Below are 17,336 nucleotides of genomic sequence, written 5' to 3' on the forward strand. Positions count from 1 at the left end.
CCCCCACCGGGCACGCCCGGGCGCGCGGCCAGCCCCCTCCGGGCTCGCCCGGCGGCGCGCGGGGCGGGTCCCAGTCGGCCCCCGCCCGGCCGCGTGGGCAGGAACCCCGCCGCCCCGGCGGGACGTTTTCCTCTCGTCACCGGTACGGTCGACTCTCACCCGACCCCAGGAGCGCCCCATGACCACGGCCACCGCGCGCCGCGACCGCCGGATCAGTCCCGTCTTTCTGGGGATCCTCGCCGTCATGGCGGTGTCCGGCTGGGCCGTGTGGACGGACTTCGCGGCGTCGCCCGGGCTCGCGGTGTTCCTCTTCGTGACCGCCTCGTGGGTCGTCTCGCTCTGTCTGCACGAGTACGCGCACGCCCGCACCGCGCTGCACAGCGGCGACGCGTCGGTCGAGGCGCGCGGCTATCTCACCCTCAACCCGCTGAAGTACGCGCACGCGCTCCTCAGCATCGTGCTGCCGGTCCTCTTCGTGATCATGGGCGGGATCGGTCTGCCCGGTGGCGCTGTCTTCATCGACCGGGGCCGGATCCGGGGCCGGTGGAAGCACAGCCTCATCTCCGCCGCCGGTCCGCTGACCAACGTCCTGTTCGCCGTCGTCTGCACCGCGCCGTTCTGGCTCGGCGCGCTCGACGGGGTGCCGATGGCGTTCCGGTTCGCGCTGGGATTCCTGGCGCTGCTCCAGGTCACGGCCGCGCTGCTGAATCTGCTGCCGGTTCCGGGGCTGGACGGCTACGGCGTGGTGGAGCCGTGGCTCTCGTACAACTTCCGCCGCAAGATCGAGCCGTACGCGCCGTACGGCTTCTTCATCGTGATCGCGCTGCTCTTCGTGCCCGTGGTCAACGACGCCTTCTTCGACGTGATCGACGCGCTGCTGCGCGGGCTCGGGGTCAGCGACGCGGAGCGCTACTGCGGCTGGGAGCTCTACCGCTTCTGGCAGGAGTCCCCGGAGCTGTGCACCGCGGCCGTCGGCGGCTAGGCACCCGCCCGGGCCTCGGTCAGGCCTCGTGGCTCATCCGCGCGCGGCGGATGTAGTACCAGGCCATGTTGGAGGAGAGGCCGGCCAGGAGCACCCAGATCACGCCGAGCCAACTGCCCTGGACGAAGGAGACGACGGCGGCGGCCACGGCGAGGACGCAGACGGCGAGGGCGTACAGAGCGAGGCGGGGCATGGGGGTCGGCTTTCTCTCCGGCGGTGAGGTACGTCCACCAGTGTCCCCCATGCCCCGAGCGTGCTAGACGTCGGTCACGCGCAGACCCGCGTGCGCCTTGTAGCGGCGGTTGACCGAGATCAGGTTGGCGACGAGCGACTCGACCTGGTGGGCGTTGCGCAGCCGCCCCGCGAAGACGCCGCGCATGCCCGGGATACGCGCCGCCAGCGCCTGCACGATGTCGGTGTCGGCCCGGGCCTCGCCGAGGACCATCACATCCGTGTCGATCTCCTCGATCGACACGTCCTGGAGCAGCACCGCGGACAGGTGGTGGAACGCGGCCGTGACCCGCGAGTCCGGCAGCAGGGCGGCGGCCTGCTCGGCGGCGCTGCCCTCCTCGGGCTTGAGCGCGTAGGCGCCCTTCTTGTCGAAGCCGAGCGGGTTGACGCAGTCGACGACCAGCTTCCCGGCCAGCTCCGCGCGCAGGGACTCCAGCGTCTTGGCGTGCCCGTCCCACGGCACGGCGATGATCACGACGTCGCTGCGGCGGGCGCAGTCGGCGTTGTCGGCGCCTTCGATGCCGAGGCCGAGCTCGGCGGCGGCGGCCTCGGCGCGCTCGACGGCCCGGGAGCCGATGATCACCTTCTGGCCGGCCCGGGCGAGGCGGTAGGCCAGACCGCGGCCCTGGTCGCCGGTGCCGCCGAGGACGCCGACGACCAGGCCGGAGACGTCGGGGAGGTCCCACGGGTCCTTGGCCGCGGGCTTGGGCGTGCTGTCATTCGAAGTCATGGACCCGACAGTACGGGACGGGTCGGAGCGTTCCCGTACGGGTGAGCCGCTGCCCGACCGGCCTCCCCCGCGGCGTCCTTCGGGCAGGATGCGGCCCCATGGATGCCGTGCGTGTCGCGCTGCTGCGTGAGGTGCTCGCCGGGACCGAGTGGCCCGCGACGACCCGCTGTTTCGCCGGGGCCCTGCGGTCGTCGGTGGTCCCGCGGGGCGGGGGGCTGCTGCTGGTGGGCACCGAGGAGTACGAGCCGTGGCATCTGGCCGCGCATCTGGTGGACGAGGCCGCGTGGTCGGGGCAGCCGGAGCTGTCTCCCACGCTTGTACGCCACCGGGTGCGCCCGGGCGACCCGGCCCATCTGGCGGTGGGTCTGGGCCGGCTGGAGTCGGCGGGGCGCGGGGCGACGCTGCTGATGGTGGCGCCGCACCGGCCCGGTCCCGGCCTGCTGGAGCGGGTGCACGACGCACGCCGGGCCGGGGCGACGGTGCTGGCGCTGGACGGCGGCGACGCGGAGGTGCGGGGTCTCGCGCACGAGTCGCTCGCCGTTCCCGAGGAGACGGCGGGGGTGGATCTGGACATCGTGCAGCACCTGGTCAGCGCGGCGGCCGGGGAGAACAGCCTGCCGGCCGAGCCCCGGGGCCGGCGCCGCCTGCGCGACCGGCTGTCGCGCCTGGCGGACCAGCTGACGTCCCCTCCGCCGGTGCGCTGGTAGGCCCACGCCCGAGTGACCGGCGCGGCCGCCGCCCGAGAGACCCGGGGGTCCGACGCCGGGTCAGGACATCCGCCGGGGCGGCCAGGCAGAGGACTGCGCCGAATGTGTCGCGCACGGCAGCGATACGGGCAGCCTTACCCCTGGGACGGGCCCTGGTGACGTAGAAACGGATCGGTGTTCCCGTCTTCAGTCCCACGGTTCCGAGGCGTCGGCAGGCGGTGACCGCCTCGGTCCGTGCCGTTCCGCGTCGTCGGTACGGCTCTTGTGTGTCGCGTCAGCCCAGAGAATCGCCTGTGAAACCCCCCGTCGCCACCGATTACCAACCACTTGACCGCCTGGACGTCGCAGCCGAGCACCCGTTGATCGTCGGGATGGACATGGCCGGAACCGTGGCTGAGGCCGACTCGGGAGTCAGCGGGTACGCGCCCGGCGATCGGGTGTCGAGGGCTCGGCGTGGTCGAACACCTCACCGGCCCGTATCCCTGGGCCGAGTGCCCTACATCGGGTCAACGCGTTCGCGCCGTCGACCCTGTCGATCCCGGCGGGTCCTTGTGCGGCGCGCCATCAAAGGAGAGCAGACAGCATGTCGAAGATCCTTTTCGTCGTCACCGGTGCCACCTACTGGACGCTCGCCGACGGCAGCCGCCATCCCACCGGCTTCTGGGCCGAGGAAGTCGTCGCCCCGTACGAGACGTTCACGGCCGCCGGCCACCAGATCACCATCGCCACCCCCGGCGGAGTCGTCCCGACCGTGGACAAAGCCAGCCTCACCCCTCAGGCCAACGGCGGCCGGGAAGGCGCCGAAAAGGTGGCCGCCGCTCTTGAGGCCATCGACGAGCTCCGGCATCCGATCGCTCTTGAGGACGCGAAGCCGGACGACTACGACGCCGTCTTCTACCCCGGCGGTCATGGCCCGATGGAGGACCTGGCCGTCGACGCCACCTCCGGCAGACTGCTCAGCGACACCCTCGCCTCGGGCAAACCGCTCGGAGTGGTCTGCCACGCCCCGGCCGCGATGCTGGCCGCCACCGGCGCCGGCGGGAGCAACGCCTTCGCCGGCTACCGGCTCACCGGTTTCAGCAACGCCGAGGAGACCCAGGCCGGCCTGGCCGCCAAAGCGAAGTGGCTGGTGCAGGACCGCCTGGTCGAGGCCGGCGTGGACTATCAGGAGGGCGAACCGTGGGCACCCAACGTGGTCGTCGACCGCAACCTGGTCACGGGACAGAACCCCGCCTCGGCAGGACCCGCCGCAGCCGAAATGCTCAAGAAGCTGACCTGAGACACAACGGCCACGGCAGGATCCGCCGGCGGGGCCGGACAGCGTCGTCTGCGTCGATCGCTCGGACCAGCCACGTGAAGGGCCGCATGTGCCGACGCAACCCAAAACCTGCCGGCCCGTAAATCGATTGCCCGTCCGCAGCCCCGGGCGGACCATGGCCCCTCGTGACCTCCAAGCTCTCCTCCGTCCTGCCCGATCTCTCCCCCTGGCGTTCCTCGCGGGACTTCCGTCTGCTGTGGATCCAGGGGCTGGTCACCACCTTCGCGAGCTTCATGGCGATGGTCGCGCTGCCGCTCCAGATCAAGGACCTGACCGGCTCGCCGTTCGCGGTCGGCGCGATGGGCGCGGTGGAGCTGGTTCCGCTGGTGGTGTTCGGGCTGTACGGCGGGGCGCTCGCGGACGCCGTCGACCGGCGCCGGGTGATCCTGTGGACGGAGGCGGGTCTCGGTCTGCTGGCGGCGATCCTGCTGGTCAATTCGCTGCTGCCGCAGCCTTTGCTGTGGCCGCTGTACGTGGTCGCGGCCGGGGTCTCGGCGGCCGCCGGGCTCCAGCGGCCCGCGCTGGACTCCCTGCTGGCCCGGATCGTGCCGCACGACCAGCAGACGGCGGCGGCCGCGCTGAACGCGCTGCGCTGGCAGGTCGCCGCGGTCGCGGCGCCCGCGGCGGCGGGGCTCGTGGTGGCGTACGCGGGCCACGCCCCTTCCTACGGTGTGACGATCGCGGGGCTCGCCGTCTCCGTACTGCTCTGTCTGCGGCTGGCGCCCGCGCCGCCCGCCCATGACGCCCAGAAGCCGTCGCTGCGCGGGATCGCGGAGGGCGCGCGGTACGCCTGGTCGCGGCCGGTGCTGCTGGGGACGTACGCGATCGACCTGGCCGCGATGTTCTTCGCCTTCCCCAACACGATCTTCCCGTTCCTGGCGGACGAGCTGGAGGCGCAGTGGGCGCTGGGCCTGATGTACGCGGCCGGGTCGGTCGGCTCGGTGCTGCTCAGTCTGACGAGCGGCTGGACCTCGCGGGTGCGGCGGCACGGGTTGCTGGTGGTCTTCGGGGCCGCGGGCTGGGGGGCGGCGATCGCGGCGGCCGGCTGGTTCTCGAACGTATGGCTGGTGCTGCTGTGCCTGGTGGCCGCCGGGGCGGGCGACATGCTCAGCGGTCTCGGCCGGTCAACGATCTGGAACCAGACCATCCCGGAGTCGCTGCGTGGGCGGCTGGCCGGCATCGAGGTCCTGTCGTACAGCGTCGGCCCGCAGCTGGGGCAGGTCCGCGCGGGCGCGATGGCGGGCTGGACCGGCACCCGTCCGGCGATCTGGTCGGGCGGCCTGGCCTGCCTGGCGTCGGTGGCGGCGCTGACCGTGGTGCTTCCGAAGCTGGTGACGTACGACGCGACGACGGACGAGGACGCGGTACGCCGCCGGGCCCAGCACGAGGACGCCTCGGCCACGGCGTGACGGCGGCCCGCCGCACCATCGCGACGCACGGCAGGCATGACGGCGGCCGCCCCCTGCCCGACGCACGGCATGACGGTGGCCCGCCACCCCGTCCGCGACGCACGGGGCGGCGGGCCACCCGGCTCACTCCGTCGGGCCCGCGTCCTCACCCTTGGACGTGTCGTGCCACTTCGGGTCCGTCTCCCACTCCACGTTCCGCTCCCGCGCCCGCTCCATCGCGTGCCCGGCCTCCTCACGTGAGGGATACGGACCGAAACGGTTCTTGGCCGGGCACTCGGGGCCTTCCTCGACCTTCTTGTGCTCCAGGCAGTAGAACCACTCGCCCGGCTTGCCCACCGCGCGCCTCTTGAACAGGGCCATGTCCGGCTCCTTCCTCTGCCCACATGCTGCCCCACCCGCGCTGGTTAGACTCGCTGGCATGTCTGGCCAGTCGCTGCTCGTACCAGGGGAGCTCTCCCCCACCCGTTCCGTTCCCGGTTCCATCCGACGCCCCGAGTACGTCGGGAAGCCGGGACCCGCGCCGTACACCGGTCCGGAGGTGCAGGATTCCGACACGATCGAGCGGATGCGCATCGCCGGGCAGATCGCCGCGCAGGCGATGGCGGAGGCCGCCAAGCACATCGCGCCGGGTGTGACCACGGACGAGCTGGACCGGGTCGCGCACGAGTTCCTGTGCGACCACGGCGCCTACCCCTCCACGCTCGGCTACCGCGGTTTCCCCAAGTCGCTGTGCTCCTCGGTCAACGAGGTCATCTGCCACGGCATCCCCGACTCCACCGTCCTGCGCGACGGGGACATCGTGAACCTCGACGTCACCGCCTACATCAACGGCGTCCATGGCGACAACAACGCCACCTACCTCTGCGGCGACGTCGACGAGGAGTCCAGGCTCCTGGTCGAGCGGACCCGTGAGTCGCTGAACCGGGCGATCAAGGCCGTCAAGCCCGGCCGGCAGATCAACATCATCGGCCGGGTCATCGAGTCGTACGCGAAGCGGTTCGGGTACGGCGTCGTGCGCGACTTCACCGGGCACGGGATCAATTCCTCGTTCCACTCCGGGCTGATCATCCCGCACTACGACTCCCCGCACGCCACCACCGTCATCCAGCCCGGCATGACGTTCACGATCGAGCCCATGCTGACGCTGGGCACGCACGAGTACGACATGTGGGCCGACGGCTGGACCGTGGTGACCAAGGACCGGAAGCGGACGGCGCAGTTCGAGCACACGCTCGTGGTGACCGAGACCGGGGCCGAAATTCTCACGTTGCCGTGACCCCGTGACGGGGTAGCGTCTTACCGACAGGCCGTCGGGAACCAGTTGACTTAGGTGAACCTAAGTAGCACGATCGTAACTGGTTCCCCGTTCCCCTCGGTTCCGGAGGCACGCCTTGGACACGCCCTTCTCGACGCTCATCCGAGTCGCTTCGCACGAGCAGCACACCGAAGCGGAGACCTCGACCTTCATGAGCGATCTGCTCGGGGGGCGGCTGGGCGTGGACGCCTACACCCGCTACACCGAGCAGCTGTGGTTCGTGTACCGCGCGCTGGAGGGCGCCGCCGAGGCCCTGAAGGACGATCCGGTCGCGGGGCCGTTCGTCAAGCCGGAGCTGTTCCGTACGGCCGAGCTGGAGCGGGACCTCGCGCATCTGCGGGGTCCCGGCTGGCGGGACGGGCTGACCGCGCTGCCGTCGACGGCCGCGTACGCCGCCCGGGTCGAGGAGTGCGCGCGGACCTGGCCCGCCGGGTATGTGGCCCACCACTACACCCGCTATCTCGGCGACCTCTCCGGCGGACAGATCATCCGGGACAAGGCCGAGCGCACATGGGGTTTCGCGCGCAAGGGCGACGGCGTGCGCTTCTACGTCTTCGAGCAGATCTCCAACCCGGCGGCGTTCAAGCGGGCCTACCGCGAGCTCCTGGACCGGGTGAACGCGGACGACCTGGAGAAGCAGCGGATCGTCGACGAGTGCAAGCGCGCCTTCGACTTCAACGGCGCGGTGTTCCGGGAGCTGGGCGGCGAGTTCTCGCTCAGCGCGTAGCGGAGCGGCTCAGCGGGCGGGACCGAAGGCCGGGTCGAAGGCCGGGTCGAAGCGGACCCGGCCGCCGAGCTCGATGATGCCGTCGGGGCCGGGGGCGGTCAGCAGCTGCGACCCCCGGCCCTGCCTGATGTTGAGGGCCCGGCCCAGCTCGGCGGTGAGCAGCAGCGCCGCCGCTCCGGTCGCCTCGTCCTCGTCTATGCCGTCGCCTCGGCCCGGGAAGGCCCTGGCCCGGATCCGGCCGGCGGACTCGTCCTCCCACGCCCAGGCGTAGAGCCTCCCCCTAGGCCCTGCGGGCCTGGGAGGTGCCCCCACTCCCGGCTCCGGCACCTCCAGGGCGTCGACCTCGGCCGCCGAGGCGTAGCCGCGCAGGGTGTGTGGCGGGGCCCATTCGGCGCGGGCGTTGATCCAGGTGAACTCGCCGTCGTGGCGTACCCACACCTCCCCCGCCGGCGGGTTGATCACTTCCAGGTCGAGCAGCCAGGCCGCTCCGACCAGCGAATGTCCGGCGAAGGGCAGCCGCACCGCGGGGGTGTAGATGTCGACGACCCCGAGCTCGGGGTCGTCGACGAACACCGTCTCGCTGAAGCCGAGGTGCTTGGCGAGGGCCTGCCGGGAGGCCTCGTCGGGGTGGGTGCGCCCGTCGCGTACGACGGCGAGGGCGTTGCCGTGCCGGCCGTCGCCCGCGCAGAAGACGCGCAGCACGTCGATGTCGGTCGCGGTCCCGGTCGCTGTTCCGGTCGCGGTCGCGGTCGTTTTCGTTCCGGCGTTCATCCGGGCATTCAAACATCCGCGCCCCGGGGGTCGCACGGCAAACAAGGGCCGCGGCGTGCGTTTTCCCGCACGCGGTTAGGTTGGGTCCGCGCCCCTCTTCAGGGCTGGGGGCCGGGCGCTGCTCTCCTGACCTGAAGGGACCCGACGTGTACGGCATCTACCTGATAGGTCTGCGGCAGGGCCTGGCGGCGGTCGTGGTCGTCTGCGTCCTTGCCGCGTATCTGGTGCGGACCAGCCGGCGGGACGCGCTGCGGCCGGTCCGGGCCGGTGCCGGCGTCGCGGTGGGCCTGGCGCTCGCCTTCGGCTGTCTCCTGGAGTTCGGCTCGCAGGAGCTCACGGTCGAGGCGCGCAAGCTGCTCGGCGGCTCGCTGTCGGTCCTCGCCGCGGCCCTGACGACCTGGCTGGTGCTCGGCATGCGGCGACGCGTGCCCCTGGCCGCCTGGGCGCTGTTCGCCGCGGCGTTCCTGGCCGTGGGCCGGGAGGGCCTGGAGACGGCGCAGTACGTGTGGGCGTCGGTGCGGGCGGCCGGCGACGAGGCCGGTTCGTCCGGTCCGCTGTGGATGCTGCTGCTGGGCGTCGCGACCGCGGTCCTGCTCGGAGTGCTGCTCCACCGGGGCCTGTTGCGGATCCGGTCGGTGAGGTTCTTCACCTGGGCCGGCGGGATGCTGGCCGTGATGGCGGCGGGTGTCCTCGCGTACGGCGTCCAAGGGCTGCGGGAGGCGCGTCTCCTGGGCGGTCCGTCGGGGACTGCGTTCGACATCGGATCCGTGGTCCCGGCGGACAGCTGGTACGGCACGCTTCTCGCGGGTGTGTTCGCCTTCCGGCCCGATCCGACGGTGCTCCAGGTGTGGGTGTGGGTGCTGTATCTGATCCCGGCGCTCACGCTCTTGCTTGCCCCGGTATGGTTCGGTCGGTCAGTGGGGGTCGAGGAGCAGAAGGCAACCGATGAGAAGGCTGAGGCCCGCGACGGCGCTCGCGACGGTGACGGTGCTGGCGACGGTGGCGACCGGCTGCGTGACGGTGCACGGCGAGCTGGAAGTCGTACCGACGGCGACGGCGTCTGAGGCCGAACAGGCCGTCAAGGACTTCACCGAGGCGTACAACAAGGCGGACAAGGCGTACGACCCGGCGCTCGACGCGGGACGGGTCACCGGTCCGCTCGGCGCCGTCAACCAGGCCGGCCTGAAGGCCCGTTCCGTCACCAGTCCGAACGGCAACCCGCAGCACCAGCCGCTGGTGCTGACGGACACGACGTATCTCATCCCGAAGAAGGCGGGCTGGCCGCGCTGGTTCGTGGCGAACGCCGACTCCAACCGGGACACCGACAGCGGCGCCGCCGACACCCGCTGGCTGCTCGTCTTCGTCAAGAACGGCTCGCAGCAGCTGTGGGAGGTGGCCTACCTCTCGATCCTCACGCCCGGGCAGATCCCGGCGTTCAAGAAGGGCCCCGACGGGTTCGTGGAGCCGGCCGACCCGGCCTCGACGACGCTGGCCCTGGCGCCGCGGAACCTGAGCGAGGCGTACGCCTCGTATCTCGGCAACGGCAAGCCGGAGCAGTTCGCGCCCGGCCCGCACACCAACGGGTGGCGCGAGGAGCGGGTGAAGGGCGCGCGGCGGGCGGGACTTGCCACGCAGTACGTCGACCAGGCCCTGGACACCGGTGACTTCGCGCCGCTCGGCCTGACCACCGAGGACGGCGGGGCGCTGGTCTTCTTCGCGATCCGCTTCCACGAACGGCAGACGGCCGCGCCCGGCTACCGCCCGAAGGTGAGCGCGGACGTGAAGGCGCTGATGACCGGCGAGGTGAAGAACACGGTCACCAAGGAGTGGGTGGCGAGCCAGACCGTGGTGGTGAAGCCGGCCGGGCAGGAGCGTGACGGGGTGACGGTCCTGGGCCGGCTCCAGGGCGTGGTCTCGGCGCAGGGGTCGTAGCACGCCGCCGGAGCCTGCGGGAGCCCCGGAGCGTGCGGGAGCTCAGGAGCGTGCGGGGCCGGCGAGTTGGGGCCGGTGCCTCAGCGGCTCAGCGGCCACGCGACGGCGTGGCCGAGGGGCTCATCCTGCTCCCGCGCGTGGCGGGCGCAGGCGTCGGTGAGGGCTTCGAGGAGGGTCAGCGGGTCCGGCAGCTCGTGTTCGGGGCCGCGTACCCAGTCGACGGTGTGGTCACCGGGGAGCCGGGCCGGGGGGACGAGGACGTAGCTGCCCCGGCAGTGCCAGCGCAGGCCCGGATGTTCGTCCATGGTCTCGGGGTGACAGTCCAGCTCGCAGGGCCACCACTCGTCCTCGTCCTCGGGGGTGCCGCGGGTCGCGGTGAAGAAGAGCATCCGCGCTTCGTCGTGCGCCTCGCCGCCGGAGCGGGCGACCGGTCCGACGTCGACGCCTTCGGCGAGCAGCCGTTCCAGGGCGGCCCGGCCGGCCTCCAGGGGGACGTCCAGGACGTCGTGGACCATGCCGGTCGCGGTGATGAAGTTGGCCTGGGGCTGGTTGCGTACCCAACGTTCGAGCTGGGCACGATCGGTGGTGGACTGGGTCTGCCAGGCGAAGGAGACGGGGTGTCTGGCCGGGGTGGGGCAGCCGACGCGTTCACAGGAACAGCGATAGCCGACGGGATACGCGGCGGGGGCGAGGGGCAGGCCCGCGGCGGCCACGGCCAGGAGCAGGCGTTCGCGGTGTGCGCCGTCCGGGTCCGCGGGCTGTTTCGGTGCCCGGCGCAGCCACTGCGCAAGCTTGCTCCCCGTGCCGCGGTAGCGGCCGATACCGTCGCCCATCTATCCCCTCACACCTCACGCTCGCCCCGGCCCACGCGGCGAAAGCCGCATGGCGAAACTCCTGCCATGGTCCCACCATCCTGCGCCTCGGGTGACCGGAGTCCCCAACCGGGGTACGGCGGCCGATTCCGGCGTACGGATCCGTCGGGTGTCATTGACCGTTTTGTCCAGATATGTCGATCTAGCGTTTACCCATGGCCCCACCGACTCCGCCGGCTCCGCTGACGTCGCCGGCGGCCCTGATCGCCCTGGCCCTGGCGGGCCTCGCCGCCCTGCTGCCGCCACCGCAGTGGGGAGCGGGGCAGGAGCGCGCGGCGGCCGGGGTGACGATCGACACACTGCCCCGCCTCGTCTACACCGCCCACCGCGGCGGGGCGCTGGAGTCCCCGGAGAACAGCATGTCCGGGCTGACGGCGGCATACCGCGGCGGGGCGGCGTCGGTGCTCGACGTGGACGTACGGATGCTGCGCGACGGCACGCTGGTCGCCATGCACGACAGCACCCTGGACCGTACGACCTTCTCCCGGGGCCCGGTCCGGGAGCTGGACGCACGCCAGTGGCGGGAGGTACGGCTGCGGGGCACCCGGCCCGCCGAGCGGCCGCCGACGCTGGCGGAGGTCCTCGACCGGTTCGGTGGGCGGGTGGTGCTGATGCTGGAGGCGAAGGACCCTCGGAGCCTGGAGCGGCTGGCCGCGATGGTGCACGGGCGGGGGCTCACGGCGTCGGTGCTGGTCAACTCCCGCCACCCGGAGGTGGCGCGCGCGGCCCACGCGCTGGGGCTGCGGGCCCAGCTCTGGCGCTCGGCACGGCAGCTGCGGACCGACGACCCGTCGCGCTGGCGGACGTACGTGGACGTGCTGGACGTGGACCACCGGGCGCGGGACGAGGATCTGCGCCGGGCGGTCCGGTCCGGGATCGCCCGGGTGTGGGCGCACACGGTGAACACGGAGCAGGACCGGGACAGGGCCCTGCGGCTTGGCTGCGACGGCATCATCACGGACGCGCCGCGCCGCCTGACCGGGGCGGGCGGCCGGGCCAGGGGCTAGGCGAGTCCGGTACGCGTCAGGCGCGGGCTCAGTCGCGGGGGCGTCAGGCCGTGGAGGGCGGCCGGGCCAGGGGCTAGGCGAGTCCGGTACGCGTCAGACGCGAGCTCAGTCGCGGGGCGTCAGGCCGTGGAGGGCGTAGTCGACGAGGGCGTCGGCGTACTCGTGGGTGAGCGGCAGGGTGCGCAGCATCCACCGGTGGGCGAGGGGGCCGACGAAGAGTTCGAGGGCGATGCGCGGGTCGATCCCGGGGCGTACGTCGCCGGCGTCCTGGGCCGCTTCGAGCCGCCGTACGTAGTGCTGGAGCTGCGGTTCCAGGAGCTGCTGAACGAACTGGGCGCCGAGCTCGGCGTTGATGACGCCCTCGGCCGCGAGCGCGCGGGAGGGTGCGTCGAAGGTGGGGTCGTTCATCTCGTCGACGGTCGCGCGCAGCACGAAGCGCAGGTCGGCGGCGAGGTCGCCGGTGTCCGGGATGCCGCTGTCCGCGTCGCCGCCGAGGGCTTCGCTGGCCTGGCGGCCGAGGTCGACGAAGGCCTCAAGGAGGACGGCGGCCTTGGAGGGCCACCAGCGGTAGATGGTCTGCTTGCCGACACCGGCGCGGGCGGCGATGCCCTCGATGGTGGTCTTGGCGTAGCCGACCTCGCCGACGAGGGCGAGGGCGGCGTCGTAGATGGCACGCCGGGAGCGTTCGCTGCGGCGGGCGGAGTCGGGGGCCTTCGTGTCTGCCATGGCAGCAATCTAGCAGCAGGCGAGGCGAGACGTATCGTCTTGACGCTGTCGCACGTGTCGCCGGCTCCGCGACGGATACGACACGCCCCGGACGGCTCGTGATCAGTGGGATGAACCACCCTTTCGGCTCAATGCGCGAGGGCTCCTCACACCGCACCATGGGCAGCACGCACAACCGTGCGTCGCACCCGGCCCGTTCGTGAGGAGCCCTCTTTGCGCTCAGCACCACGCGAGGCATCGCCCCGCCGCTACCTGATGTGCCCACCCACGCACTTCCAGGTCACGTACTCCATCAACCCGTGGATGGACCCCGCGAAGCCGGTGGACCTGGGGCTCGCCCTCGCCCAGTGGGAGGATCTGCGGGACCGCTACCGCTCGCTCGGCCACACCGTCGAGCTGCTCGACCCGGACCCCGGCCTGCCGGACATGGTCTTCGCCGCCAACGGAGCCACCGTCATCGACGGGCGCGTGCTCGGCGCCCGGTTCGCCCACCCGCAGCGGACGGCGGAAGCCGCCGCCCACCGCGCGTGGTTCCGCGCCCACGGCTACACCGAGATCCGCGAGCCCGAGCACGTCAACGAAGGCGAGGGCGACTTCGCCGTCACCGCCTCGTACATCCTGGCCGGGCGGGGCTTCCGCTCCAGCCCGCTGTCGCACGACGAGGCACAGGAGTTCTTCGGCCGGCCGGTGATCGGCCTCGACCTCGTCGACCCGCGCTACTACCACCTGGACACGGCGCTGTGCGTCCTGGACGACGCGGCCGACGAGATCATGTACTACCCCGCCGCCTTCTCCCCCGGCAGCCGCGCCGTGCTCGCCCGGCTCTTCCCGGACGCGCTGCTCGCCGACGAGGAGGACGCGGCCGCCTTCGGCCTGAACGCGGTGAGCGACGGTCGGCACGTGGTGCTGCCGCACACCGCGCTGGGGCTCTTCGGCCCGCTGCGGGAGCGGGGCTTCGAACCGCTCGGCATGGACCTCGGGGAGCTGCTCAAGGGCGGCGGCAGCGTGAAGTGCTGCACGCAGGAGCTGCGCGGCGGCTGAGGCGTCGGACTGAGGCGTCGGACTGAGTCACTGCTCCGGGTCGGCGGCGGGCGGCGCGCCGCGCGCCGCCACCCGGGCGAGATTGGCCTCGAAGACGCGGGCGGCGTCCGGGGTCAGGGTGCGCAGGGCGACCATCGCCGTGATGATCACGTCGCATAGCTCGGACTCCACGTCCTGCCAGGTGTGGGTCGTGCCCTTGCGGGGGTTCTGTCCGATGGTGCCGATGATCGCCTCGGCGACCTCACCGACCTCCTCGGACAGTTTGAGCACCCGCAGCAGCGCCTTCTGCTGGGGCGGGAAAGGGCCATGGGCAGGGCTGTGGGCGTCCAGCCAGGCGTGGAGCCCCTCTACGGTCTCCCAGGTGTCGTCCATGGGTGTGAGCCTGCCAGGTCGGTCCCCGGTGGGGCGGCCCAGGCGGTGTACGGGTGGGCAGTGCACCACCCGTACCTCCGTGTACGCCCCCGTACGCCCCCCTGTGCCCCACCGAGGAGCCGCTGCCATGACCATCCCCGTCGACCGGCTGTCCGACCCCGCAGTACGCGCCTTCGTGGCCGCACTGAACGCCAACGACCGCGACGCCTTCTTCGACGCCCTCACGCCGGACGCGACCATGTCCGACGACGGTTCGGACCGTGACATCGACCAGTGGACCGACAAGGAGGTGTTCTCCTCGCGCGGCCACATGGAGATCGAGTCGGAGAAGGACGGCGGCCGGGCACTGGTCGCCCGCTACCGCAACGACACGTGGGGAGAGATGAGGACGGCGTGGCGGTTCACGGTCCAGGAGGGGAAGGTGAGCCGCTTCGAAACGGGCCAGGCGTGAGGGGGGGTGGGGGGCGGTTCTGGGACCGGAGGCGGGCGGCGCGCGCGGCTCTGGCACCGGCGGCCGTGAGCCGACCGTCGCCGGGCCGCGGGGCCGGGGTTGGGACCGGCTGCGGGCGGCCCGCGGCGCCGGTACTGAGACCGGCGGCTCGCCCGCCTGTCGGCGCCGGGCCTACGGCCGGGGGCGTCAGCCCGGGGTGCCGGGCTCAGGGGCCGGGCTTGGAGCCGGCCGTCGCCGGACCACGGGCCGGGCCTGAGACCGGCCCGCGGTCCGGCCGTCGTCACGTCCGCGGCATCAGTCCGGGATACGGGCCCCCGCGCCACCCACCCGCACCCGCGGATCGCCGGCGCGCAGTTCCACCGTCAGGGTGCCGGGGCGTCCCATGTCCTCGCCCTGGTGGAGGGTGAGCACGGTCGCCTCCGGGACCAGACCGAGCTCCCGGAGGTACGCGCCGAACGCGGCGGCCGCCGCGCCCGTCGCCGGGTCCTCCACGACGCCGCCCACCGGGAACGGGTCGCGGACGTGGAACACCGTCTCCGACGCTCGCCACACCAGCTGGACCGTCGTCAGTTCCAGCCGGTGCATGAGGGCTTCCAGCCGGGCGAAGTCGTAGTCCAGGTCCGCGAGGCGCTCCCGGGTCGCCGCGGCGAGAACGAGGTGGCGGGCGCCGCCGAAGGCGATCCGGGGCGGCAGGGCGGGGTCGAGGTCCGCCGCGGGCCAGTCGAGGGCGGCCAGCGCCTCGGTCACGTCGGCGGCGTCGACGGCCTCGACGTGCGGCTCGACGCTGGTGAGCGTGGCCCGCAGGCTGCCGTCCTCCTCCGACACGGTGACGGGCACCGTCCCGGCGGACGTCTCGAAGACGAGCTCGCCGGGACCGACGCGCTCGCCCAGCGCGATGGAGGTGGCGATGGTGGCGTGCCCGCAGAACGGCACCTCCGCCTTGGGGCTGAAGTACCGCACCCCGAACGTCCGCCCGTCCGTCGGCCCGGTCAGAAACGCGGTCTCGCTGTACCCGAGCTCGGCGGCGATCGCCAGCATCTCCTCCTCCCCGAGCCCGGAGGCGTCGAGCACGACCCCGGCGGGGTTGCCGCCGGCGGGGTCGCCGGAGAAGGCGGTGTAGCGGAGTACGCCGGGGGTGTGCGATGCGCGTGTCATGCCCTGCCCAACGGCGGGGGCGGGTGGCTTGTTCCCACCGGTTCGAATCCCCCACCCCGCCCCTTCCCGAAACCCTGCCGGGGGCGGGTGGGGGCAAGGATCGGGGGCAAGGCCCCCGGCCCGGGAGCGGGAGGCAGGGCCCCGGGGGCGAGGCCCCCGGGCCCCGGACGCGGCAGCTTCACGCCGCGGAGGCGGCCTTTCGGCCCCCGTTGCGGGCAAGCGCCCCGCCATGCGGCTTGCAACGCCGGCCCGCGTTGTGGGTAAAGGCCCCGCAGAGGTGCACCTGTTGTGGGCAATCGTCCCGCAGGGCGGGACGGGTGGGCACAACGCCCCGAAGGGCGGCGGCAACGTCGGACCCCGTTGTGGGCATGCGTTCCGCCGGGGCGGAACGGGTGGGCACAACGCCCCGACGAGCGGCGCCCACTCGGTCCCGGCCCACCCCGACGGGCCTCGCGCCCACCCCGACGGGCGGCGGCAACGTCGGACCCCGTTGTGGGCATGCGTTCCGCCGGGGCGGAGCGGGTGGGCACAACGCCCCGACGAGCGGCGCCCACTCGGTCCCGGCCCACCCCGACGGGCCTCGCGCCCAGCCAAGGGTTCGGGCCCACCCGACGGACGCCCCCGGAGGGTGGGGCGGCGGCATCACGGACCTGGCCCACCCCGACCGGCCCGCCCCCGCCAGGGGACCCGCCCACCCCGACCGGCCCCGCCCCCGGTGGGTCCCCGCTCCGCCACCCGGGCGTACCCCCGCGGCGTCGAACCCTCAGCCCCGCCCGATGTACGGCATGTTCGTCGCCATGACCGTCGCGAACTGGACGTTCGCCTCCAGCGGCAGGGCCGCCATGTGGACCACCGTCCGCGCCACATCCGCCGCGTCCATCACCGGCTCCACCGCCAGCGCGCCGTTCGCCTGCAGGATCCCCTGCTGCATCGCCTCCGTCATCCGCGTCGCCGCGTTGCCGATGTCGATCTGGCCGCAGGCGATCCGGTACGGGCGGCCGTCCAGGGAGAGGGATTTGGTCAGGCCCGTCAGGGCGTGCTTGGTCGAGGTGTACGGCGCCGAGTGCGGGCGGGGGACGTGCGCCGAGATGGAGCCGTTGTTGATGATCCGGCCTCCCTGCGGGCGCTGTTCCTTCATCGCCCGGAACGCCGCCTGCGCGCACAGGAACGCTCCGGTCAGGTTGACGTCCACGACCGACCGCCAGGCCTCGTAGGTGAGGTCCTCGAAGGGGACGCCCCCGGGGCCGAACGTGCCCGCGTTGTTGAAGAGCAGGTCCACCCGGCCGTACCGCTCCCGTACCGCTTCGAAGAGCGCCGCCACCTCCGCCGGTGACGTCACGTCCGTCGGGACGGTGAGGCAGGGGCCGCCCGCCAGCACCGCCGTCTCCTCCAGCGCGTCCGCGCGGCGGCCGGCCAGCGCCAGCGACCAGCCCGCCTCGGAGAGGGCCGCAGCCACGCTGCGGCCGATACCCGAGCCCGCGCCCGTCACCACCGCGATCTTCGCTTCAGCGTTCATGGGGCCGCAGCGTACGTGAGGTCGGTGCACAGGGAACTCATCTGTCCGACACGCGGATGTTCTGTACCCGACAA

Annotated in this window: 20 protein-coding genes and 1 pseudogene; 12 read left to right on the forward strand and 9 right to left on the reverse strand. The window is 72.7% G+C overall.

Annotated elements, in window-relative coordinates; all coding sequences use genetic code 11:
• Positions 1–178 precede the first annotated feature (178 nt).
• The gene (locus tag IEZ01_RS09160) at positions 179–982 is read left to right on the forward strand and encodes a site-2 protease family protein (protein WP_019885780.1); all 804 of its coding nucleotides are present in this window, start codon (positions 179–181) and stop codon (positions 980–982) included.
• 19 nt (positions 983–1,001) lie between these two features.
• Here the strand turns inward: IEZ01_RS09160 and IEZ01_RS09165 are convergent, their stop codons facing one another.
• Both IEZ01_RS09165 and npdG read right to left on the reverse strand, forming a co-directional pair.
• A complete protein-coding gene (locus IEZ01_RS09165; protein ID WP_078513279.1) occupies positions 1,002–1,226 on the reverse strand; it encodes a hypothetical protein in 225 nt (74 codons plus the stop codon).
• 12 nt (positions 1,227–1,238) lie between these two features.
• Entirely contained in the window at positions 1,239–1,943 is a 705-nt protein-coding gene (gene npdG, locus IEZ01_RS09170) for an NADPH-dependent F420 reductase (protein ID WP_189200915.1), read from the reverse strand.
• 98 nt (positions 1,944–2,041) lie between these two features.
• On the opposite strand from npdG, the gene IEZ01_RS09175 reads away from it, so the two are divergent.
• The 4 genes and pseudogenes from IEZ01_RS09175 (at position 2,042) to IEZ01_RS09185 (ending at position 5,377) form a co-directional block, all read left to right on the forward strand.
• A complete protein-coding gene (locus IEZ01_RS09175) occupies positions 2,042–2,650 on the forward strand; it encodes a hypothetical protein (RefSeq protein ID WP_019885784.1) in 609 nt (202 codons plus the stop codon).
• 293 nt (positions 2,651–2,943) lie between these two features.
• Positions 2,944–3,081 (forward strand): annotated as a pseudogene (locus tag IEZ01_RS36010) (hypothetical protein); the annotation flags it as partial.
• 152 nt (positions 3,082–3,233) lie between these two features.
• Positions 3,234–3,929 carry a type 1 glutamine amidotransferase domain-containing protein gene (locus IEZ01_RS09180; RefSeq protein WP_189200917.1) on the forward strand — a complete coding sequence of 232 codons (696 nt, stop codon included), beginning with the start codon at positions 3,234–3,236 and terminating at the stop codon, positions 3,927–3,929.
• Between the two features lie 164 nt (positions 3,930–4,093).
• Positions 4,094–5,377 carry an MFS transporter gene (locus IEZ01_RS09185; RefSeq protein WP_189200919.1) on the forward strand — a complete coding sequence of 428 codons (1,284 nt, stop codon included), beginning with the start codon at positions 4,094–4,096 and terminating at the stop codon, positions 5,375–5,377.
• Positions 5,378–5,500: 123 nt separating this feature from the next.
• Here the strand turns inward: IEZ01_RS09185 and IEZ01_RS09190 are convergent, their stop codons facing one another.
• Complete coding sequence (locus IEZ01_RS09190) at positions 5,501–5,737, reverse strand: hypothetical protein (RefSeq protein WP_019885788.1); 237 nt, start codon at positions 5,735–5,737, stop codon at positions 5,501–5,503.
• Between the two features lie 58 nt (positions 5,738–5,795).
• Here IEZ01_RS09190 and map point away from each other — a divergent pair, with 58 nt between their 5' ends.
• Positions 5,796–6,653 (forward strand): type I methionyl aminopeptidase, encoded by an 858-nt coding sequence (gene map, locus IEZ01_RS09195; protein ID WP_028797458.1) that lies wholly within the window; start codon positions 5,796–5,798, stop codon positions 6,651–6,653.
• 115 nt (positions 6,654–6,768) lie between these two features.
• Positions 6,769–7,419, forward strand: coding sequence for a biliverdin-producing heme oxygenase (locus tag IEZ01_RS09200; protein ID WP_019885792.1), 651 nt, complete (start codon positions 6,769–6,771; stop codon positions 7,417–7,419).
• 9 nt (positions 7,420–7,428) lie between these two features.
• Here the strand turns inward: IEZ01_RS09200 and IEZ01_RS09205 are convergent, their stop codons facing one another.
• Positions 7,429–8,190 (reverse strand): PhzF family phenazine biosynthesis protein, encoded by a 762-nt coding sequence (locus IEZ01_RS09205; protein ID WP_019885793.1) that lies wholly within the window; start codon positions 8,188–8,190, stop codon positions 7,429–7,431.
• 146 nt (positions 8,191–8,336) lie between these two features.
• Between IEZ01_RS09205 and IEZ01_RS09210 the strand changes: the two genes are divergently transcribed.
• Together IEZ01_RS09210 and IEZ01_RS09215 are read left to right on the forward strand one after the other, a co-directional pair.
• The gene (locus IEZ01_RS09210) at positions 8,337–9,254 is read left to right on the forward strand and encodes an FTR1 family iron permease (RefSeq protein ID WP_189200921.1); all 918 of its coding nucleotides are present in this window, start codon (positions 8,337–8,339) and stop codon (positions 9,252–9,254) included.
• Positions 9,136–10,122 carry an SCO2278 family lipoprotein gene (locus IEZ01_RS09215; RefSeq protein WP_063828502.1) on the forward strand — a complete coding sequence of 329 codons (987 nt, stop codon included), beginning with the start codon at positions 9,136–9,138 and terminating at the stop codon, positions 10,120–10,122. The genes IEZ01_RS09210 and IEZ01_RS09215 overlap by 119 nt, the downstream gene beginning before the upstream one ends.
• Before the next feature lie 80 nt (positions 10,123–10,202).
• On the opposite strand, the gene IEZ01_RS09220 is transcribed toward IEZ01_RS09215, so the two are convergent.
• The gene (locus tag IEZ01_RS09220) at positions 10,203–10,955 is read right to left on the reverse strand and encodes a bifunctional DNA primase/polymerase (protein ID WP_189200923.1); all 753 of its coding nucleotides are present in this window, start codon (positions 10,953–10,955) and stop codon (positions 10,203–10,205) included.
• Between the two features lie 194 nt (positions 10,956–11,149).
• Between IEZ01_RS09220 and IEZ01_RS09225 the strand changes: the two genes are divergently transcribed.
• Positions 11,150–12,001, forward strand: coding sequence for a glycerophosphodiester phosphodiesterase (locus IEZ01_RS09225; RefSeq protein WP_189200925.1), 852 nt, complete (start codon positions 11,150–11,152; stop codon positions 11,999–12,001).
• 105 nt (positions 12,002–12,106) lie between these two features.
• Here the strand turns inward: IEZ01_RS09225 and IEZ01_RS09230 are convergent, their stop codons facing one another.
• Entirely contained in the window at positions 12,107–12,727 is a 621-nt protein-coding gene (locus IEZ01_RS09230; RefSeq protein WP_019885798.1) for a TetR/AcrR family transcriptional regulator, read from the reverse strand.
• Positions 12,728–12,940: 213 nt separating this feature from the next.
• Between IEZ01_RS09230 and ddaH the strand changes: the two genes are divergently transcribed.
• Positions 12,941–13,768 carry a dimethylargininase gene (ddaH, locus tag IEZ01_RS09235; RefSeq protein ID WP_342342040.1) on the forward strand — a complete coding sequence of 276 codons (828 nt, stop codon included), beginning with the start codon at positions 12,941–12,943 and terminating at the stop codon, positions 13,766–13,768.
• 27 nt (positions 13,769–13,795) lie between these two features.
• On the opposite strand, the gene IEZ01_RS09240 is transcribed toward ddaH, so the two are convergent.
• Positions 13,796–14,140, reverse strand: coding sequence for a MazG-like family protein (locus IEZ01_RS09240; RefSeq protein ID WP_019885800.1), 345 nt, complete (start codon positions 14,138–14,140; stop codon positions 13,796–13,798).
• A 127-nt stretch (positions 14,141–14,267) separates the two neighbouring features.
• On the opposite strand from IEZ01_RS09240, the gene IEZ01_RS09245 reads away from it, so the two are divergent.
• Positions 14,268–14,591, forward strand: a complete 324-nt coding sequence (locus tag IEZ01_RS09245; RefSeq protein WP_019885801.1) for a nuclear transport factor 2-like protein — start codon at positions 14,268–14,270, stop codon at positions 14,589–14,591.
• Between the two features lie 294 nt (positions 14,592–14,885).
• On the opposite strand, the gene IEZ01_RS09250 is transcribed toward IEZ01_RS09245, so the two are convergent.
• Both IEZ01_RS09250 and IEZ01_RS09255 read right to left on the reverse strand, forming a co-directional pair.
• On the reverse strand, positions 14,886–15,746 hold the full coding sequence (locus IEZ01_RS09250) for a PhzF family phenazine biosynthesis protein (RefSeq protein ID WP_189200927.1): 861 nt from the start codon (positions 15,744–15,746) through the stop codon (positions 14,886–14,888).
• Between the two features lie 763 nt (positions 15,747–16,509).
• Positions 16,510–17,262 (reverse strand): SDR family oxidoreductase, encoded by a 753-nt coding sequence (locus IEZ01_RS09255; RefSeq protein ID WP_189200929.1) that lies wholly within the window; start codon positions 17,260–17,262, stop codon positions 16,510–16,512.
• Between the last annotated feature and the right edge of the window lie 74 nt (positions 17,263–17,336).

The sequence above is a fragment of the Streptomyces purpureus genome, assembly GCF_014648195.1.
GTDB lineage: Bacteria > Actinomycetota > Actinomycetes > Streptomycetales > Streptomycetaceae > Streptomyces > Streptomyces purpureus.